This is a genomic window from Geminicoccus roseus DSM 18922 (genome assembly GCF_000427665.1).
GTDB lineage: Bacteria > Pseudomonadota > Alphaproteobacteria > Geminicoccales > Geminicoccaceae > Geminicoccus > Geminicoccus roseus.
Genome location: NZ_KE386572.1, coordinates 2745393 through 2760581, shown reverse-complemented (window position 1 = coordinate 2760581; position 15189 = coordinate 2745393). Strand labels below are relative to the sequence as shown.

16 protein-coding genes are annotated in these 15189 nt (G+C 68.4%); 11 read left to right on the top strand and 5 right to left on the bottom strand.

Annotated elements, in window-relative coordinates; translation table 11 throughout:
• Nucleotides 1-3 precede the first annotated feature (3 nt).
• Nucleotides 4-1266 carry a tRNA (N(6)-L-threonylcarbamoyladenosine(37)-C(2))-methylthiotransferase MtaB gene (mtaB, locus tag GEMRO_RS0113910; protein ID WP_027134480.1) on the bottom strand — a complete coding sequence of 421 codons (1263 nt, stop codon included), beginning with the start codon at nucleotides 1264-1266 and terminating at the stop codon, nucleotides 4-6.
• Nucleotides 1263-2096 carry a diaminopimelate epimerase gene (gene dapF / locus GEMRO_RS0113905; RefSeq protein ID WP_035485322.1) on the bottom strand — a complete coding sequence of 278 codons (834 nt, stop codon included), beginning with the start codon at nucleotides 2094-2096 and terminating at the stop codon, nucleotides 1263-1265. Before dapF ends, mtaB begins: the two co-directional genes overlap by 4 nt.
• A gap of 201 nt (nucleotides 2097-2297) precedes the next feature.
• Between dapF and ffh the strand changes: the two genes are divergently transcribed.
• The 9 genes from ffh (at nucleotide 2298) to GEMRO_RS0113860 (ending at nucleotide 10385) form a co-directional block, all read left to right on the top strand.
• The gene (gene ffh / locus GEMRO_RS0113900; RefSeq protein ID WP_027134478.1) at nucleotides 2298-3668 is read left to right on the top strand and encodes a signal recognition particle protein; all 1371 of its coding nucleotides are present in this window, start codon (nucleotides 2298-2300) and stop codon (nucleotides 3666-3668) included.
• 50 nt (nucleotides 3669-3718) lie between these two features.
• The gene (gene rpsP / locus GEMRO_RS0113895; RefSeq protein ID WP_027134477.1) at nucleotides 3719-4057 is read left to right on the top strand and encodes a 30S ribosomal protein S16; all 339 of its coding nucleotides are present in this window, start codon (nucleotides 3719-3721) and stop codon (nucleotides 4055-4057) included.
• Nucleotides 4058-4201: 144 nt separating this feature from the next.
• Entirely contained in the window at nucleotides 4202-4717 is a 516-nt protein-coding gene (gene rimM / locus GEMRO_RS29615) for a ribosome maturation factor RimM (protein WP_035487230.1), read from the top strand.
• Complete coding sequence (gene trmD / locus GEMRO_RS0113885) at nucleotides 4717-5430, top strand: tRNA (guanosine(37)-N1)-methyltransferase TrmD (RefSeq protein ID WP_027134476.1); 714 nt, start codon at nucleotides 4717-4719, stop codon at nucleotides 5428-5430. The genes rimM and trmD overlap by 1 nt, the downstream gene beginning before the upstream one ends.
• Nucleotides 5431-5433: 3 nt before the next feature.
• Entirely contained in the window at nucleotides 5434-5826 is a 393-nt protein-coding gene (gene rplS, locus GEMRO_RS0113880) for a 50S ribosomal protein L19 (RefSeq protein WP_027134475.1), read from the top strand.
• A gap of 76 nt (nucleotides 5827-5902) precedes the next feature.
• On the top strand, nucleotides 5903-7312 hold the full coding sequence (gene leuC / locus GEMRO_RS0113875) for a 3-isopropylmalate dehydratase large subunit (protein ID WP_027134474.1): 1410 nt from the start codon (nucleotides 5903-5905) through the stop codon (nucleotides 7310-7312).
• Between the two features lie 12 nt (nucleotides 7313-7324).
• Nucleotides 7325-7948, top strand: a complete 624-nt coding sequence (leuD, locus tag GEMRO_RS0113870) for a 3-isopropylmalate dehydratase small subunit (RefSeq protein ID WP_027134473.1) — start codon at nucleotides 7325-7327, stop codon at nucleotides 7946-7948.
• Nucleotides 7949-8189: 241 nt separating this feature from the next.
• Entirely contained in the window at nucleotides 8190-9299 is a 1110-nt protein-coding gene (gene leuB / locus GEMRO_RS0113865) for a 3-isopropylmalate dehydrogenase (protein WP_027134472.1), read from the top strand.
• A 66-nt stretch (nucleotides 9300-9365) separates the two neighbouring features.
• Entirely contained in the window at nucleotides 9366-10385 is a 1020-nt protein-coding gene (locus GEMRO_RS0113860) for an aspartate-semialdehyde dehydrogenase (RefSeq protein ID WP_027134471.1), read from the top strand.
• A gap of 43 nt (nucleotides 10386-10428) precedes the next feature.
• On the opposite strand, the gene GEMRO_RS0113855 is transcribed toward GEMRO_RS0113860, so the two are convergent.
• The gene (locus tag GEMRO_RS0113855; protein ID WP_169728388.1) at nucleotides 10429-11007 is read right to left on the bottom strand and encodes a Uma2 family endonuclease; all 579 of its coding nucleotides are present in this window, start codon (nucleotides 11005-11007) and stop codon (nucleotides 10429-10431) included.
• 74 nt (nucleotides 11008-11081) lie between these two features.
• Here GEMRO_RS0113855 and xseA point away from each other — a divergent pair, with 74 nt between their 5' ends.
• Nucleotides 11082-12539, top strand: coding sequence for an exodeoxyribonuclease VII large subunit (xseA, locus tag GEMRO_RS29610; RefSeq protein ID WP_051329057.1), 1458 nt, complete (start codon nucleotides 11082-11084; stop codon nucleotides 12537-12539).
• Nucleotides 12536-13348, top strand: coding sequence for a nucleoside triphosphate pyrophosphohydrolase (mazG, locus tag GEMRO_RS0113845; protein WP_027134469.1), 813 nt, complete (start codon nucleotides 12536-12538; stop codon nucleotides 13346-13348). Before xseA ends, mazG begins: the two co-directional genes overlap by 4 nt.
• Here mazG and hflX read toward each other — a convergent pair.
• Complete coding sequence (gene hflX, locus GEMRO_RS0113840) at nucleotides 13345-14691, bottom strand: GTPase HflX (RefSeq protein ID WP_084507790.1); 1347 nt, start codon at nucleotides 14689-14691, stop codon at nucleotides 13345-13347. The two genes, mazG and hflX, sit on opposite strands and share 4 nt — an antisense overlap.
• On the bottom strand, nucleotides 14669-14986 hold the full coding sequence (hfq, locus tag GEMRO_RS29605) for an RNA chaperone Hfq (protein ID WP_051329056.1): 318 nt from the start codon (nucleotides 14984-14986) through the stop codon (nucleotides 14669-14671). Before hfq ends, hflX begins: the two co-directional genes overlap by 23 nt.
• Between the last annotated feature and the right edge of the window lie 203 nt (nucleotides 14987-15189).

The window sequence follows — 15189 nt, the reverse complement described above, 5'->3', positions numbered from 1 at the left end:
GGCTCAGGCCGCCCGCTCGCCCAGCAGCACCTCGCCCTCCACGCCCTTGATCCGCACGTCCACCAGCGTGCCCGCCGGCGGGTCGTCGTTTGCGGCGAGCTTCACCGGCGCGAAATGCCGGGTGTGCCCGGCCCCGCCCCGCTCGACCAGCAGCTCGCGCACCCGGCCCTGCTCGCCCGCATAGAAGCGCGCCACCGCCTTGGCGCCCTCGGCGCGCAAGAGGGCGGCGCGCTCCTTGCGCAGCATCGGCTCGACCTGCGGCATCTTCGCCGCCGGGGTGCCCTGGCGCGGGCTGTAGGGGAACACGTGCAGCCAGGTGAGCCCGGCCTCCTCGACGATCCGCCTGGTGTTCTCGAACATCTGGTCGGTCTCGGTCGGGAAGCCCGCGATGATGTCGGCGCCGAACACCAGGTCCGGCCGGAGGCCGCGCAGCCGCGCCGTCAGCCCCAGCACGTCCTCGCGGGAATGGCGGCGCTTCATCCGCTTGAGCGTCATGGTGTCGCCGGCCTGCAGCGACAAATGCAAATGCGGCATCAGCCGGGGCTCGCTCGCGATCAGCTCCAGCAGGTCGTCGTCGATCTCGGCCGGGTCGATCGAGGACAGGCGCAGCCTCGGAAGTTCCGGCACGTCGCGCAGCACCGCCTTCATCAGCCCGCCGAGCGTCGGCGCATCCCCCAAATCCTTGCCATAGGAAGTGATGTCGACCCCGGTCACCACCAGCTCGCGATAGCCCTGCCCGACCAGCAGCCGCGTCTGCGCCACCACGTCCTGGATCGGCACCGAGCGGGACGGCCCGCGCCCGTAGGGAATGATGCAGAAGGTGCAGCGATGGTCGCAGCCGTTCTGCACCTGCAGGAACGCGCGCGACCGGCCGTCGAAGCCCGGCACCAGGTGCCCGGCCATCGCCTTGACCGCCATGATGTCGCCGACCCGGACCCGCTCCGGCCCCTCGCCGGCAAGGCCGGTCCAGGTGAGCGGCTTCAGCTTGTCCTCGTTGCCGACCACATGGTCGACCTCGTCCATCCCGGTCCACTTGGCCGGGTCGACCTGGACGGCGCAGCCGGTCACCACGATCCGCTTCTCGGGGTTCTGCCGCCTTGCCTTGCGCACCGCCTGGCGGACCTGGCGCTCCGCCTCGGCGGTGACCGTGCAGGAATGGACGATCACCAGGTCCTTCAGCCCGGCCTCCTCGGCATGGCGGCGCATCACCTCGGATTCGAAGATGTTCAGCCGGCAGCCGAAGGTCAGGACGTCGATGGCGCTCATGGCGCGTCCGGCGCCATCTCGGCGCTGATCTCGCCCGTATAGGAGAGCGCGGTCGGCCCGGTCATCACCACCCCGTTGATCCCGTCCCAGGCAAGCTGCAGCTCGCCGCCGTCCAGCTGGAAGCGGACCTTGCCGTCGACCAGGTCCTTGCGCACCAGCGCCACCATCGCCGCACAGGCCCCGCTGCCGCAGGCGAGCGTCAGCCCGGCGCCTCGCTCGAACACGCGCAGCCGCACGTTCTGGCGGTCCAGCACCTGCACGAAGCCGATATTGGCGCGCTCGGGGAACATCGGGTCGCGCTCCAGCATCGCCCCCATCCCGGCGACGTCCAGGCTCTCCAGATGCTCGACCACGAACACCGCGTGCGGGTTGCCCATGTTCACCGCGAACGGCCGCGGCAGCCCGGCGATGTCGACCGGCACCTGCTCGGTGTCGCATTCATGGGTGAGCGGGATCTCGTCCCAGCGAAAGCGCGGCTGGCCCATGTCCACCGACCAGGCATCGCCGTCGCGCACCGCCCGCAGGATGCCGCGCCCGGTGCGCAGCTCGATCCGGTCCTGGCCGGTCTCGTCGTGGATCAGCCGGGCGACGCAGCGGGTGGCGTTGCCGCAGGCCCCGGATTCGCTGCCGTCGGCGTTGAAGAACCGCACATGGGCGTCCAGCTCCGGGTCCTCGTCGATCACGACGAGCTGGTCGAAGCCGATGCCGCGATGGCGGTCGGCGAGCCTGGCCACCCAGGCGGGATCGATCGGGATCGGCATCCGACGCTCGTCCAGGAGGACGAAGTCGTTGCCCAGCCCGTGCATCTTGGTGAAGGGCACGATGGTCATGGTGCGGCCTGATCGCAGATCGTCGCCCCCCGCGCAACGGTGGAACCGCGATTCCTTGACATCTGGATGGCGCGGTGCTCAAGAGAGCCGCGCTTCGCGGGCCCATCTCGCGGAGGCGGTTTTCTATACGCTGCCGTGTCCGGAAAATCCATCGCCGGGAACGACGTTGATGGATTGGCACAGGACGGAACGACCGGGATCATGTTCGAAAACCTAACCACCCGCCTTGGTGGCGTGTTCGACCGGCTGCGCCGGCGCGGCGCGCTGTCCGAGGCCGATGTCGGCGAAGCCCTGCGCGAGATCCGCGTGGCGCTGCTGGAGGCCGACGTCGCCCTGCCGGTGGTCAAGGACTTCGTCGCCGGCATCAAGGAGCGCGCAGTCGGCCAGGAGGTGATCCGCTCGATCACGCCCGGCCAGCAGATCGTCAAGATCGTCAACGACCGGCTGATCGAGCTCCTGGGCGGTGCCGAGCAGGCCGGGCTGGACCTGGGCTCGCCGCCCTCGGTCGTGCTGATGTGCGGCCTGCAGGGCTCCGGCAAGACCACCACCTCGGGCAAGCTGGCGCTGCGGCTGAAGAACCGCGAGCGCAAGAAGGTGCTCCTGGCCTCGCTCGACGTGCAGCGGCCGGCCGCGCAGAAGCAGCTGCAGGTGCTGGCCGAGCAGACCGGCACCGGCCACCTGCCGATCATCCCCGGCCAGAAGCCGGTCGAGATCACCCAGCGGGCGCTGGATACCGCACACCGCGAAGGCTACGACGTCGTCATCCTGGACACGGCCGGCCGGCTGCAGATCGACGACCAGCTCATGGACGAGCTGGCCGAGGTCAAGCTGCTCGCCGAGCCGCAGGAGACCCTGCTGGTCGCCGACGGCCTGACCGGCCAGACCGCGGTCGACGTGGCCCGGACCTTCAACGACGAGATCGGCATCGACGGCATCGTGCTCACCCGCATGGACGGCGACGCCCGCGGCGGCGCGGCGCTGTCGATGCGCCACATCACCGGCAAGCCGATCAAGTTCGTGGGCGTCGGCGAGAAGCTCGACCAGCTGGAGGCGTTCGTCGCCGAGCGGGTCGCCGGCCGGATCCTCGACATGGGCGACGTGGTCAGCCTGGTCGAGAAGGCGGTCGAGAACATCGACCGCGACGAGGCCGAGAAGCTCGCCAAGAAGGTGCAGAAGGGCCGGTTCGACCTGGCCGACTACCGTTCGCAGCTCGTGCAGATGAAGAAGATGGGCGGCATGCAGGGCATGCTGTCGGCACTGCCGGGCGTGCAGAAGATCAAGAAGCAGCTGGACGAGAAGAAGGTCGACGAACGGGTGTTCGTCCGTCAGACCGCGATCATCGACAGCATGACGCCCCTGGAGCGGCGCGAACCGGACAAGCTCAACGCCTCGCGCAAGCGGCGCATCGCCAAGGGCTCCGGCACCACCGTCCAGGACGTCAACCAGCTCTTGAAGCAGCATCGCCAGATGCAGGACATGATGAAGCAGATGAAGAAGATGGGCGGCTTGCAGAACCTGATGGGCAAGCTCCCCAAGGGAATGATCCCGCAGGGAATGTTGCCCCGGATGTAAGCTTCTTCTCTCTGTTTCTCGCTCAACCGTTGAACTCTAGGAAGTCAGCTATGTCGGTGAAGATCCGCCTCGCCCGCGCCGGCGCGAAGAAGCGTCCCTACTACAAGATCGTCGCGGCCAGCAGCCGCTCGCCGCGCGACGGTCGTTTCCTGGAGCGTCTGGGCTCCTACGACCCGATCCGCACCACCGAGGACCCGAACCGCCTGGTCCTGAACGAGGAGCGGATCAAGCACTGGCTGTCCGTGGGCGCCCTGCCGACCGATCGGGTCGCCCGCTTCCTGGACAAGGCCGGCATCCTGCCGGGCGCCACCGTGCATCGCGGCACCGGCAAGCGCGCCGCCGAGATCGCCGAGAAGAAGGCGAAGCAGGAAGCCGAAGCGGCCGCCTGAGCCGGTTTCGGGACAGCGTTCGCGTCCAGCACTGGACGTGGACGCCGCTTCCATGTCGAGACGAGAGCCGGAGGCCGCCGGGTCCTCCTTGGGCTTAGCGCAGGGCCGATGGCCGCTGGGTTGCCGGGACGGGGTTGAGGATCGATGGCTGGAGATGCCGCCGAACGGATGGTGTGCGTCGCCGCAGTGGCGACGGCCCATGGCGTGCGCGGTCATCTCAAGCTGAAGACCTTCACCGAGGAGCCGGAGAATGCCGCCGCCTACGGGCCGGTCTACGACCAGAACGGCAAGCGCCTGTTCACGATGGTCGTGGAGACGGTGCTGGACAACGGCCTGATCGTGAAGGCTGAGGGCATTACCGACCGCAACGCCGCCGAGCGGCTGCGCGGTACCGCCCTCTATGTCCCGCGCAGCGTCCTGCCCGCGACCGGCAAGGACGAGTTCTACCACGAGGACCTGATCGGCCTGCGTGCGGAGGACACGTCCGGCGCGCTTCTGGGCGAGGTCGTCGGCGTGCAGGATTTCGGCGCCGGCGACATCCTGGAGGTGCGTGCCGGAGACGGCGCCCTGCTGGACTTCCCCTTCACCAGGGCAGTCGTGCCGGTGGTCGACCTTGCCGGCGGCAGGGTGGTGATCGACCCGCCGGTGGAGGTGGAGTGATGGGCTTTGCCGCCTCGGTGGTCACCATCTTCCCCGAGATGTTCCCGGGCGCGCTCGGCCAGTCGCTGACCGGCAAGGCCCTGGAGCGCGGCGACTGGTCGCTGGAAACGGTCAACCCGCGCAGCTTCACCCAGGACCGCCACCAGTCGGTCGACGACACCCCGTTCGGCGGCGGGGCCGGGATGGTGATGCGGCCGGACGTGATCGCCGCCGCCCTGGACGCGGCGGCGCCGACAGGCGACCCGCGCCCGAAGATCTTCCTCACCCCGCGCGGGCGCCGCTTCGTGCAGGCGGATGCCCGCCGCCTGGCCGACGGGCCGGGCGTCGTCCTCTTGTGCGGCCGCTACGAGGGGATCGACCAGCGCGTCGTCGAATCCCGCGGCCTGGACGAGGTCTCGATCGGCGACTTCGTCCTGTCCGGCGGCGAGCTGGCCGCCTTCCTGCTCCTCGATTCGGTGGTGCGGCTCCTGCCCGGCGTGCTGGGCTCCGCCTCATCATTGGCTGAGGAAAGCTTTGAGGACGGATTGCTCGAATATCCGCATTATACGCGGCCGGCGGTCTGGGAAGGCCGGCCGGTCCCTGAGATTCTCCTGTCCGGGCATCATGCCCGGATCCGGGAGTGGCGGCGGGAACAGGCGAAAGCCATCACCGCCGCGCGACGCCCCGACCTGATCGGGGCCAAGAACGTCGAACTCCACCCTGAAGGACACTGATCCATGGATCTGATCGCACAGCTCAACAAAGAGCAGATTGAAGCAGCACTCGAGGGCCGCGGCCAGCAGGTGCCCGAATTCGGCGCCGGCGACACGCTTCGTGTCAACGTGAAGGTCATCGAGGGCACCCGCGAGCGGGTCCAGGCCTTCGAGGGCGTCTGCATCGCCAGGCGCAATCGCGGCGTGAACAGCGCGTTCACCGTCCGCAAGATCTCCTACGGCGAGGGTGTCGAGCGCGTCTTCCCGCTGTACAGCCCGCGGATCGCCTCCATCGAGGTGGTGCGTCGCGGCAAGGTGCGTCGCGCGAAGCTGTATTATCTGCGTGGCCGGACCGGCAAGGCGGCGCGCATCACCGAGCGCCGCATGGACACCCCCAAGAAGTCCGCCTCGGCCTGAACCGGGCCAGCAAGGCTGACTGCATCGCATTGAACCGGGATGCGGCACGCATCCCGGCAGATCGGGAACAGAAGAGATGAGCGGGCCCAAGACCCTCTTCGAGAAAATCTGGGAAAGCCACCTGGTCGACGTCGCCGAGGACGGCACCAGCCTCCTCTACATCGACCGGCACCTCGTCCACGAGGTGACCAGCCCCCAGGCGTTCGAGGGTCTCCGCGTCTCCGGCCGCAAGGTCCTGCGCCCCGAGGCGACCCTGGCCGTTCCCGACCACAACGTCCCCACCACCGACCGGTCCAAGCCGATCGAGGATGCCACCTCGCGCATCCAGGTGGAGACGCTGGAGGAGAATTGCCGCGAATTTGGCGTGCAATTGTTCGGCATGCGCGACAAGCGCCAGGGCATCGTCCACGTGATCGGGCCGGAACAGGGCTTCACCCTGCCCGGCACGACCATCGTCTGCGGTGACAGCCACACCTCGACCCACGGCGCGTTCGGCGCCCTGGCGTTCGGCATCGGCACGTCCGAGGTCGAGCACGTGCTGGCCACCCAGACCCTCATCCAGAAGCGTCCGAAGACCATGCGGATCTCGGTCGAGGGCGACCTGCCCTTCGGCGTGACCGCCAAGGACGTGATCCTCGCCATCATCGGCAAGATCGGCACCGCCGGCGGCACCGGCTACGTGATCGAGTATGCCGGCTCGGTGGTGCGCGGCCTGTCGATGGAAGGCCGCATGACCATCTGCAACATGTCGATCGAGGGCGGCGCCCGCGCCGGCCTGATCGCGCCCGACGAGAAGACCTGGACCTACCTGAAGGGCCGCCCGATGGCGCCCAAGGGCGAGGCCTGGGAGCAGGCGGTCCGCTACTGGTCGACCCTGCCCTCCGACGAAGGGGCGACCTACGACGCCGAGGTCCTGCTGAAGGCCGAGGACATCGAGCCGCAGGTCACCTGGGGCACCTCGCCCCAGGACGTGGTGGCGATCTCCGGCCGCGTGCCGGATCCCAGGACCGCGAAGGACGAGGGCCAGCGCAAGGCCATGCAGCGCGCCCTGGACTATATGGGCCTGACCGCCGGCATGCCGATGGAAGAGGTCGTCCTGGACAAGGTGTTCCTGGGCTCCTGCACCAATGGCCGGATCGAGGACCTGCGCGCCGCCGCCAAGGTGGTGGCCGGCAAGAAGGTCGCCGCCAACATCCAGGCGATGGTGGTGCCGGGCTCCGGCCTGGTGCGCTACCAGGCCGAGCAGGAAGGCCTGGACAAGATCTTCAAGGAGGCGGGCTTCGAGTGGCGCGAGGCCGGCTGCTCGATGTGCCTGGGCATGAACCCGGACCAGCTCTCGCCCAAGGAGCGCTGCGCCTCCACCAGCAACCGCAACTTCGAGGGCCGCCAGGGCCGGCAGGGCCGCACCCACCTGCTCTCGCCCGAGATGGCCGCCGCCGCCGCCGTGACCGGCCGGCTGACCGACGTCCGCAAGATGGTCGCCTGAGGAGAGACGAACATGGTCCCCTTCACCAAGCTGACCGGCGTCGCCGCGCCCTTGCCGATGATCAACGTCGACACCGACATGATCATCCCCAAGCAGTTCCTGAAGACCATCAAGCGGACTGGGCTCGGCAAGAACCTGTTCGACGAGATGCGCTACACCCAGGACGGCCAGGAGATCCCTGAGTTCGTCCTGAACCAGCCGCGCTACCGCCAGGCGCAGATCCTGGTGGCCGGCGAGAATTTCGGCTGCGGCTCCTCGCGCGAGCACGCCCCTTGGGCGCTGGCCGATTTCGGCATCCGCTGCGTGATCGCGCCCAGCTTTGCCGACATCTTCCACAACAACTGCTTCAAGAACGGCATCCTGCCGATCCGTCTCCCCCAGGAGACGATCGACGCGCTGATGGCCGAGGCGGAGAACGCGCCGGACCCGACCTTCACGGTCGACCTGGAGCAGAACCTGATCCTGCGGCCCACCGGCAACGAGCCGATCTCGTTCAGCATCGACCCGCACGGCCGCGACTGCCTCCTGGAGGGCCTGGACGATATCGGGCTCACCATGCAGAAGGCCGAGAAGATCCGGTCGTTCGAGGGCAGGCAGCGCGAGCAGGCGCCCTGGCTCTACCCCTCGGCCGCCTGAGCCCCCCTGGCGCGGCTTGACCGGGCCAGGGACGGCATGAGACCTTGACCGGTCGCTTCCCTTTCCACCCCCTCGGGAGGCGACCGACCAAGCGATTTGCACGAACGAACCCGAGAGGGCGACGGAACGAAACGAACCCGGGAAGGCGATTTTGCACGAACGAACCCGAGCGCCGTCTTCCTGAGCAAGCGAACCTCCTGCCCCTCGTCCCTTTTGCACGAACGAACCCGAGAAAGCAGCGATGACCACCGGCTCGATCCTCTTCCTTCCTGGCGACGGCATCGGGCCGGAGGTGATGGGCGTCGTCCGTCAGGTCATCGACCATCTGGGCAAGAAGGGCCTGTCCTTCGAGCTGCACGAGGACCTGGTCGGTGGCGCCTCGCTGGACGCCCATGGCGTGCCGATCACCGAGGAGGTCCTGGCCAAGGCCAAGGCCGTCGACGCGATCATGTTCGGCGCGGTCGGCGTGCATAAGTATGACGCCAACCCGTTCCACCTGAAGCCCGAGCAGGCGCTGCTCAAGCTGCGCAAGCAGCTGGAGCTGTTCGCCAACCTGCGCCCGGCGATCGTGTTCGACGCCCTGGTGGATGCGTCCACGCTGAAGCCCGAGCTGGTGCGTGGCCTGGACATCCTGATCCTGCGCGAGCTGACCGGCGGCGTGTACTTCGGCGAGCCGCGCGGCATCGAGGAGATCGGCGGCGGCCAGAAGCGCGGCGTCGACACCCAGGTCTACACCACGCCTGAGATCGAGCGCATCGCCCGGGTCGGCTTCGAGCTGGCGCGCAAGCGCGGCAACGCGGTGACCTCGGTCGAGAAGGCCAACGTGATGCACACCGGCGTGCTCTGGCGCCAGGTGGTCACCGACCTGCACGCCCGCGAGTACGGCGACGTCCAGCTCTCGCACATGTATGCCGACAACTGCGCCATGCAGCTGATCCGCCGGCCCAAGCAGTTCGACGTGATCGTCACCGACAACCTGTTCGGCGACATCCTCTCGGATGCCGCCGCCATGGCGACCGGCTCGCTCGGCATGCTGCCCTCGGCCGCCTTGGGCGCGCCCGATGCCGCCACTGGCAAGCGCAAGGCGATGTACGAGCCGATCCACGGCTCCGCCCCCGACATCGCCGGCAAGGACATGGCCAACCCCATCGCGGCCTTGATGAGCTTTGCCATGCTTCTCAAGTACAGCTTCGACCGCGATGCCGAGGCCCAGCTGCTGGAAGCCGCCATCGCCGACGTGCTGAACGAGGGCTACCGCACTGCCGACATCGCGCAGGACGGCATGACCCAGCTCGGCACCGTGGAAATGGGCCAGAAGATCCTCACCGCGCTGACCAAGCGCTCGACCTGAATCCGGATTTCATGGGCGTCCCGGGTGCCCTGGCGGGCCGCCCGGGTCCCTCGAAAGGAAACGCTCATGGGCTTTAGAATTGCCGTCGCCGGCGCCACCGGCGCTGTCGGCCACGAGATCCTGAACATCCTGGCGGAACGCGAGTTTCCGGCCGACGAGGTCGTGGCGCTCGCCTCGCGCAACTCGGTCGGCAAGGAAGTCAGCTTCGGCGACGACAAGCTGCTGAAGGTCAAGGCGCTCGAGGACTTCGACTTCACCGGCTACGACATGGCCCTGTTCTCGCCGGGCGGTGCCGTGTCCGCGGTCCATGCCCCGCGCGCCGCCGCCGCCGGATGCCTGGTGATCGACAACACCAGCCATTTCCGCATGGACGAGGACGTCCCGCTGGTGGTGCCGGAGGTCAACCGCGAGGCGCTGCAATACGCCCGCAACCGCAACATCGTCGCCAACCCGAACTGCTCGACCATCCAGATGGTCATGGCGCTCAAGCCCCTGCACGACCTGGCGACGATCAAGCGGGTGGTGGTGTCCACCTACCAGTCGGTGTCCGGCGCCGGCCAGAAAGGCATGGACGAGCTCTTCGAGCACACCAAGGCCGTCTACATGAACGACCTGGGCAAGAAGCCCACGGTGTTCCAGAAAGCCATCGCCTTCAACGTCATCCCCCAGATCGACAAGTTCATGGAGGACGGTTCCACCAAGGAAGAGTGGAAGATGAAGGTCGAGACCAAGAAGATCCTCGACCCTTCGATCGAGGTGGTGGCGACCTGCGTCCGCGTCCCGGTGTTCATCGGCCATTCCGAGGCGATCAACGTCGAGTTCGAGAGCGAGATCAGCCTGGAAGAGGCGATCGAGGCGCTGCACGAGTTCGAGGGGATCAACGTCCTGGATGACCCGGACGACTACCAGTACGCGACGCCCAAGGACGTGGTCGGCGAGTACGCCACCTTCGTGTCGCGCCTGCGCATGGACGACACCGTCCCTTATGGCCTGAACATGTGGGTGGTCTCGGACAACCTGCGCAAGGGGGCGGCGCTGAACGCCGTCCAGATCGCCGAGACCCTGGTCGAGGACGGCCTGGTCTGATCCAGGCCGGCCTCGAGCGCGGCGGAGCTCTATGCCGCCGCGCTCAGGCCTCCTCGTCGTCGAAGCGTGCGCCGGCATAAAGCTCCGCCAGCGGCACCCGTCCCTCCAGCACCCGGCTCTCGAAGCTGTCCTCGCCGGTGACCGGCAGGGCGACCACCCAGTCCTGCCCGTGCCGCTGCCAGCGCTGCACCCAGCGCCGGCCGGCATCCACCAGCCAGATCTCCTCCACGCCCGCGATCTGCTGGTAGGCCGGCACCTTGGCGCGAAAATCGTTCGCCGCCGTGGACGGCGACAGGATCTCCACGATGATGGCGGCCTGGTGCATGAGGCCGCGCCGGTCGGGGGCCGTGCAGGCGAAGATCACGTCCGGGACCAGGTAGGTCGCGTCCCTCTCCGAGATCACCAGCCCGGCGCCCTGGTACGCCAGGCAACGGTCGGGATCGGACGACCGGCGGTCCATGACGTTGCCGACATTCTGCGCGATCCGCGCATGCCGCCCGTGCGGCATCGCCATGGCGACCAGCCGTCCCTGGTAGAGTTCGTAGCGGGCGTCCGGCTCGCCCTCGAACGCCATGAACTCCTCGAAGCTCATCCTCGGCAGATCATTCGAAGCCGGCGCCATCGCACCTCTCCTTGCCGCTCCGTCCATGGCACGGGCTGACGGGAACGTTTGGGGCTGCTAGCAAGCCAGGACCCATGGCGACCAACCTCACCGAATACACCGTCTCCGAGATCAGCGGCGCGCTCAAGCGTACCGTCGAGGACACGTTCGGCCTGATCCGGGTCAAGGGCGAGATCTCCGGCTTCAAGCGGGCCGCCTCGGGCCATGCCTATTTCGGCCTGAAGGACCAGCAGTCCCGGCTGGACGCTGTCGCTTGGCGCGGCTCGGTGCAGCGCTGGCGCTTCGCCCCGGAGGACGGGCTGGAGGTGGTGGCCACCGGCCGGCTCACCACCTATCCGGGCCGCTCCACCTACCAGATGGTGGTGGAGCAGATGGAGCCGGCTGGTGCTGGCGCCATCATGGCGATGCTGGAGGAGCGCCGCCGCCGGCTGGCCGCCGAGGGCCTGTTCGAGGCGGCGCGCAAGCGCCCGCTGCCGTTCCTGCCCCGCGTCATCGGCGTGGTGACCTCGCCCACCGGCGCGGTGATCCGCGACATCCTGCACCGCCTGGGCGACCGCTTCCCGCGCCGGGTCCTGCTCTGGCCGGTGCTGGTCCAGGGCGAGCAGGCGGCCGAGCAGATCACCGCCGCGATCCAGGGCTTTTCCGCCATGCAGCCCGGCGGCCCGGTGCCGCGCCCCGACCTCCTGATCGTGGCGCGCGGCGGCGGCTCGATCGAGGACCTGATGCCGTTCAACGAGGAGATGGTGGTCCGCGCGATCGCCGCCTGCTCGATCCCGACGATCTGCGCGGTCGGCCACGAGACCGACACCTCGCTGGCCGATCATGCCGCCGACCGGCGGGCCCCCACCCCCACCGCCGCCGCCGAGATGGCGGTGCCGGTACGCCTGGAGCTGATCGAGCGGGTTTCCGTGCTGGAGGGACGCAGCCGCTCGGCCGCGGTCACGCAGCTGAACCGGCGGCGCACCGAGTTGGAGCGCTCGGCGCGCGGCCTGCCCGACCCGCGCATGCTGCTGAACCTGGCGACGCAGCGCCTGGACGACCTGTCCGAGCGGCTGCGCCTGCGCAGCCCGCAGGACGTGCTGCGCAGCAAGACCGAGCGGCTGGACATGCTGAACCGCCGCATGGCCGAGCTGGTTGGCGGGCTGGTGAAGACCGAGCAGCGCCACCTGGAACGCACGGCTGCCCGGCTGGTGCCGGCCCACATCCTGGCGCTGATCGCCCGGGCCACGCCGATGCTGGAGGACCGGGGCCAGCGGCTTGCCGCTGCGGCACGCCGTCAGATCGAGCGGGACCACGCCCGCCTGGAGGCGCAGGGCAAGCTCCTGGACAGCCTGGGCTATCGGCAGGTCCTGGAGCGCGGCTATGCCCTGGTCCGCTCGGCCGCCACGGGCCAGGTGGTCAGCGACGTGGAGACGGCGCGCCGGGAGGGCAGGCTGTCGCTGGTCTTCCACGACGGCGAGCTGGCCGTCGGCACCGGCAGCCGCCCCAGGCGGGGCGACGCGCCCGAACCCGTGCAGGGGACCTTGCTGTGAGCGTACCGGTCCCCGACGACGAGCGGCCGATCGACCGGCTTCTGGCGGTCATGCGGATCCTGCGCGACCCGGTGGTTGGCTGCCCCTGGGACCAGAAGCAGACCTTTCAGACGATCGCACCCTTCACGATCGAGGAAGCCTACGAGGTCCGCGACGCCCTGGAGCGGGGCGACCTGGACGATTTCAGGAACGAGCTGGGCGACCTCCTGCTGCAGGTCGTCTACCAGGCGCAGATCGGCCAGGAGCAGGGCCTGTTCGATTTCGACGCGGTCGCCTCGGGCATCGTCGACAAGATGGTCCGGCGCCATCCGCATGTCTTCGAGGGCCAGGCCCTTCCCGAAGGAGGCGAGCGCCGCCTGTGGGAGGACCTGAAGGCCGCCGAGCGCGCCGCCAAGGGCCTGCCCTCCGCGCCGGCCAGCATCCTCGACGACATCCCGGTGGGGTTCCCCGCCCTGGTAAGGGCCGAGAAGCTGCAGAAGCGGGCGGCGCGGGTCGGCTTCGACTGGGGGGCGCTGGCGCCGGTGGTCGCCAAGATCCGCGAGGAACTGGCCGAGGTCGAGGAAGCGGCCGATCCCGCCCATCAGGCCGAGGAAATCGGCGACCTCCTGTTCGCGGTGGCCAACCTCGCCCGACACCTCAAGGTCGATCCCGAGGAGGCGCTGCGCGGCACCAACGCCAAGTTCGAGCGCCGCTTCCGCGCAGTGGAGGCGGCCGCCCGGGCAGCCGGCCGCGACCCGGCCGACTGCACGCTGGACGAGCTGGATGCCTGGTGGGACGAGGCCAAGCTCGCCGAGCGCGCAAAGGCCTAGCCCGGCGGGGCCAGCCGGGCTTCCAGGCGCCGCTTGACGTCGTCGGCCAGCAGCACGGACAGATGGGTGCCGTCCTCGGCTTCCGCCTTGGCCAGCACCTCGCCATTGCGGAACAGCCAGGCCAGGGTCTCGCCGTCCTCGTGCGGGACCACGACCTCGGTCGGGACGGCGCTCTCGGCGAGCTTCGCCTCGATCGCCTGCAGCAGCCGGTCCTGCCCCTCGCCGGTCCAGGCGGAGACCGCCACGGTGTCAGGGGAGCGGGCAAGTTCCGGCTCCAGCGTCGCCCGCCGCTCGGCATCGAACAGGTCGATCTTGTTCCACACCTCGATCATCCGCCGGCCCCGGTCCATCTCGTCGATGCCGAGTTCGTCCAGCACCTTGCGGACGTCCGCGTCCTGCGCTCGGGTGTCCTCGTGGGCCACGTCGCGGACATGCAGGACCACGTCGGCCGAGAGCACCTCCTCCAGGGTCGCGCGGAACGCGGCGACCAGCGAGGTCGGCAGTTCGGAGATGAAGCCCACCGTGTCCGACAGGATCACCTTGCGGCCATGCGGGAGGCGGATCAGGCGCATGGTCGGATCGAGCGTGGCGAACAGGAGGTCCTTCGCGAAGACCTCGGACCCGGTCAGGCTGTTGAACAGGGTCGACTTGCCGGCATTGGTGTATCCCACCAGCGCCACCACCGGATAAGGCACCCGCTCGCGCGCCCTGCGGTGCAGGCTGCGGGTGCGCTTGACATCGGCCAGCTCGCGCTCGAGCTTGACGATCTTGTCCGCGATGATCCGCCGGTCCAGTTCCAGCTGGCTTTCACCCGGACCGCCCAGAAAGCCGGCGCCGCCACGCTGCCGCTCCAGATGGGTCCAGGAGCGCACCAGCCGCGATTTCTGGTAGTTCAGCGCCGCCAGGTCGACCTGCAGCACACCCTCGCGGGTGCGGGCGCGTTCCCCGAAGATCTCCAGGATCAGGCCGGTGCGGTCGATGACCTTGCACTTCCACTTGCGCTCGAGATTGCGCTGCTGGCCGGGCGAAAGGGCGCCATCGACCACCACGAGGTCGATCTCGTCCTCCTTCACCCGGGCCGCGATCTCGGCCACCTTGCCCTCCCCCATCAGGGTCGCTGGCGTCAGCTGCCGGAGCGGGGCCAGCTCACGGTCGACCACGTCGAGCGAGATCGCCTGCGCCAGTCCTGCCGCCTCGTCGAGACGTGCGGCAGGCGAGCGCAGCCGCTCCCGGTCGGTAAGAAGATAGGGATGGATCACTAGGCAGCGACCGCTGCCTTCTGCCGTTTCGTTACCTATGACTCGATCGTCCCGTTGGGGCTCATTCTTCCCGCGTGTCCTCATCCCGGCCCCGGTCGCCATAGGAGCCACGCTCGGCTCCCGGCCCCTGCCCGGGCACCGAGCCCGGAGGTGCGTCATAGAGACGGACCGCCGACGAAGGCATCACGGTGGACACTGCATGCTTGTAGACCAGCTGCACGTGACCGTCACGTCGGAGCAGCAGGCAGAAATTGTCGAAGGAGCCAATCACACCCTGGAGCTTGACACCGTTGATCAAGAATACCGTAACAGGAATCTTGTTCTTGCGGACGTGGTTCAGGAATACGTCCTGGAGATTCTGCTGCTTCTCGGCTGCCATCCGAGTACCTTTCGGTGAATTTGAAGGTACCGCGCTGGCAGGGCGACATGCGCCTCTGCTTCGCACGGCCGGGTACGGTCCGCATTCTATTGCGCGATCCGACCACATTTTTTCCTTCGGAACTCAGGACATAGCTATCGGGCCAAAGGTCGGCAAGCGCCATTGGTGCAAGATGGATGATTATATCCGCAAGCGTTATGTTT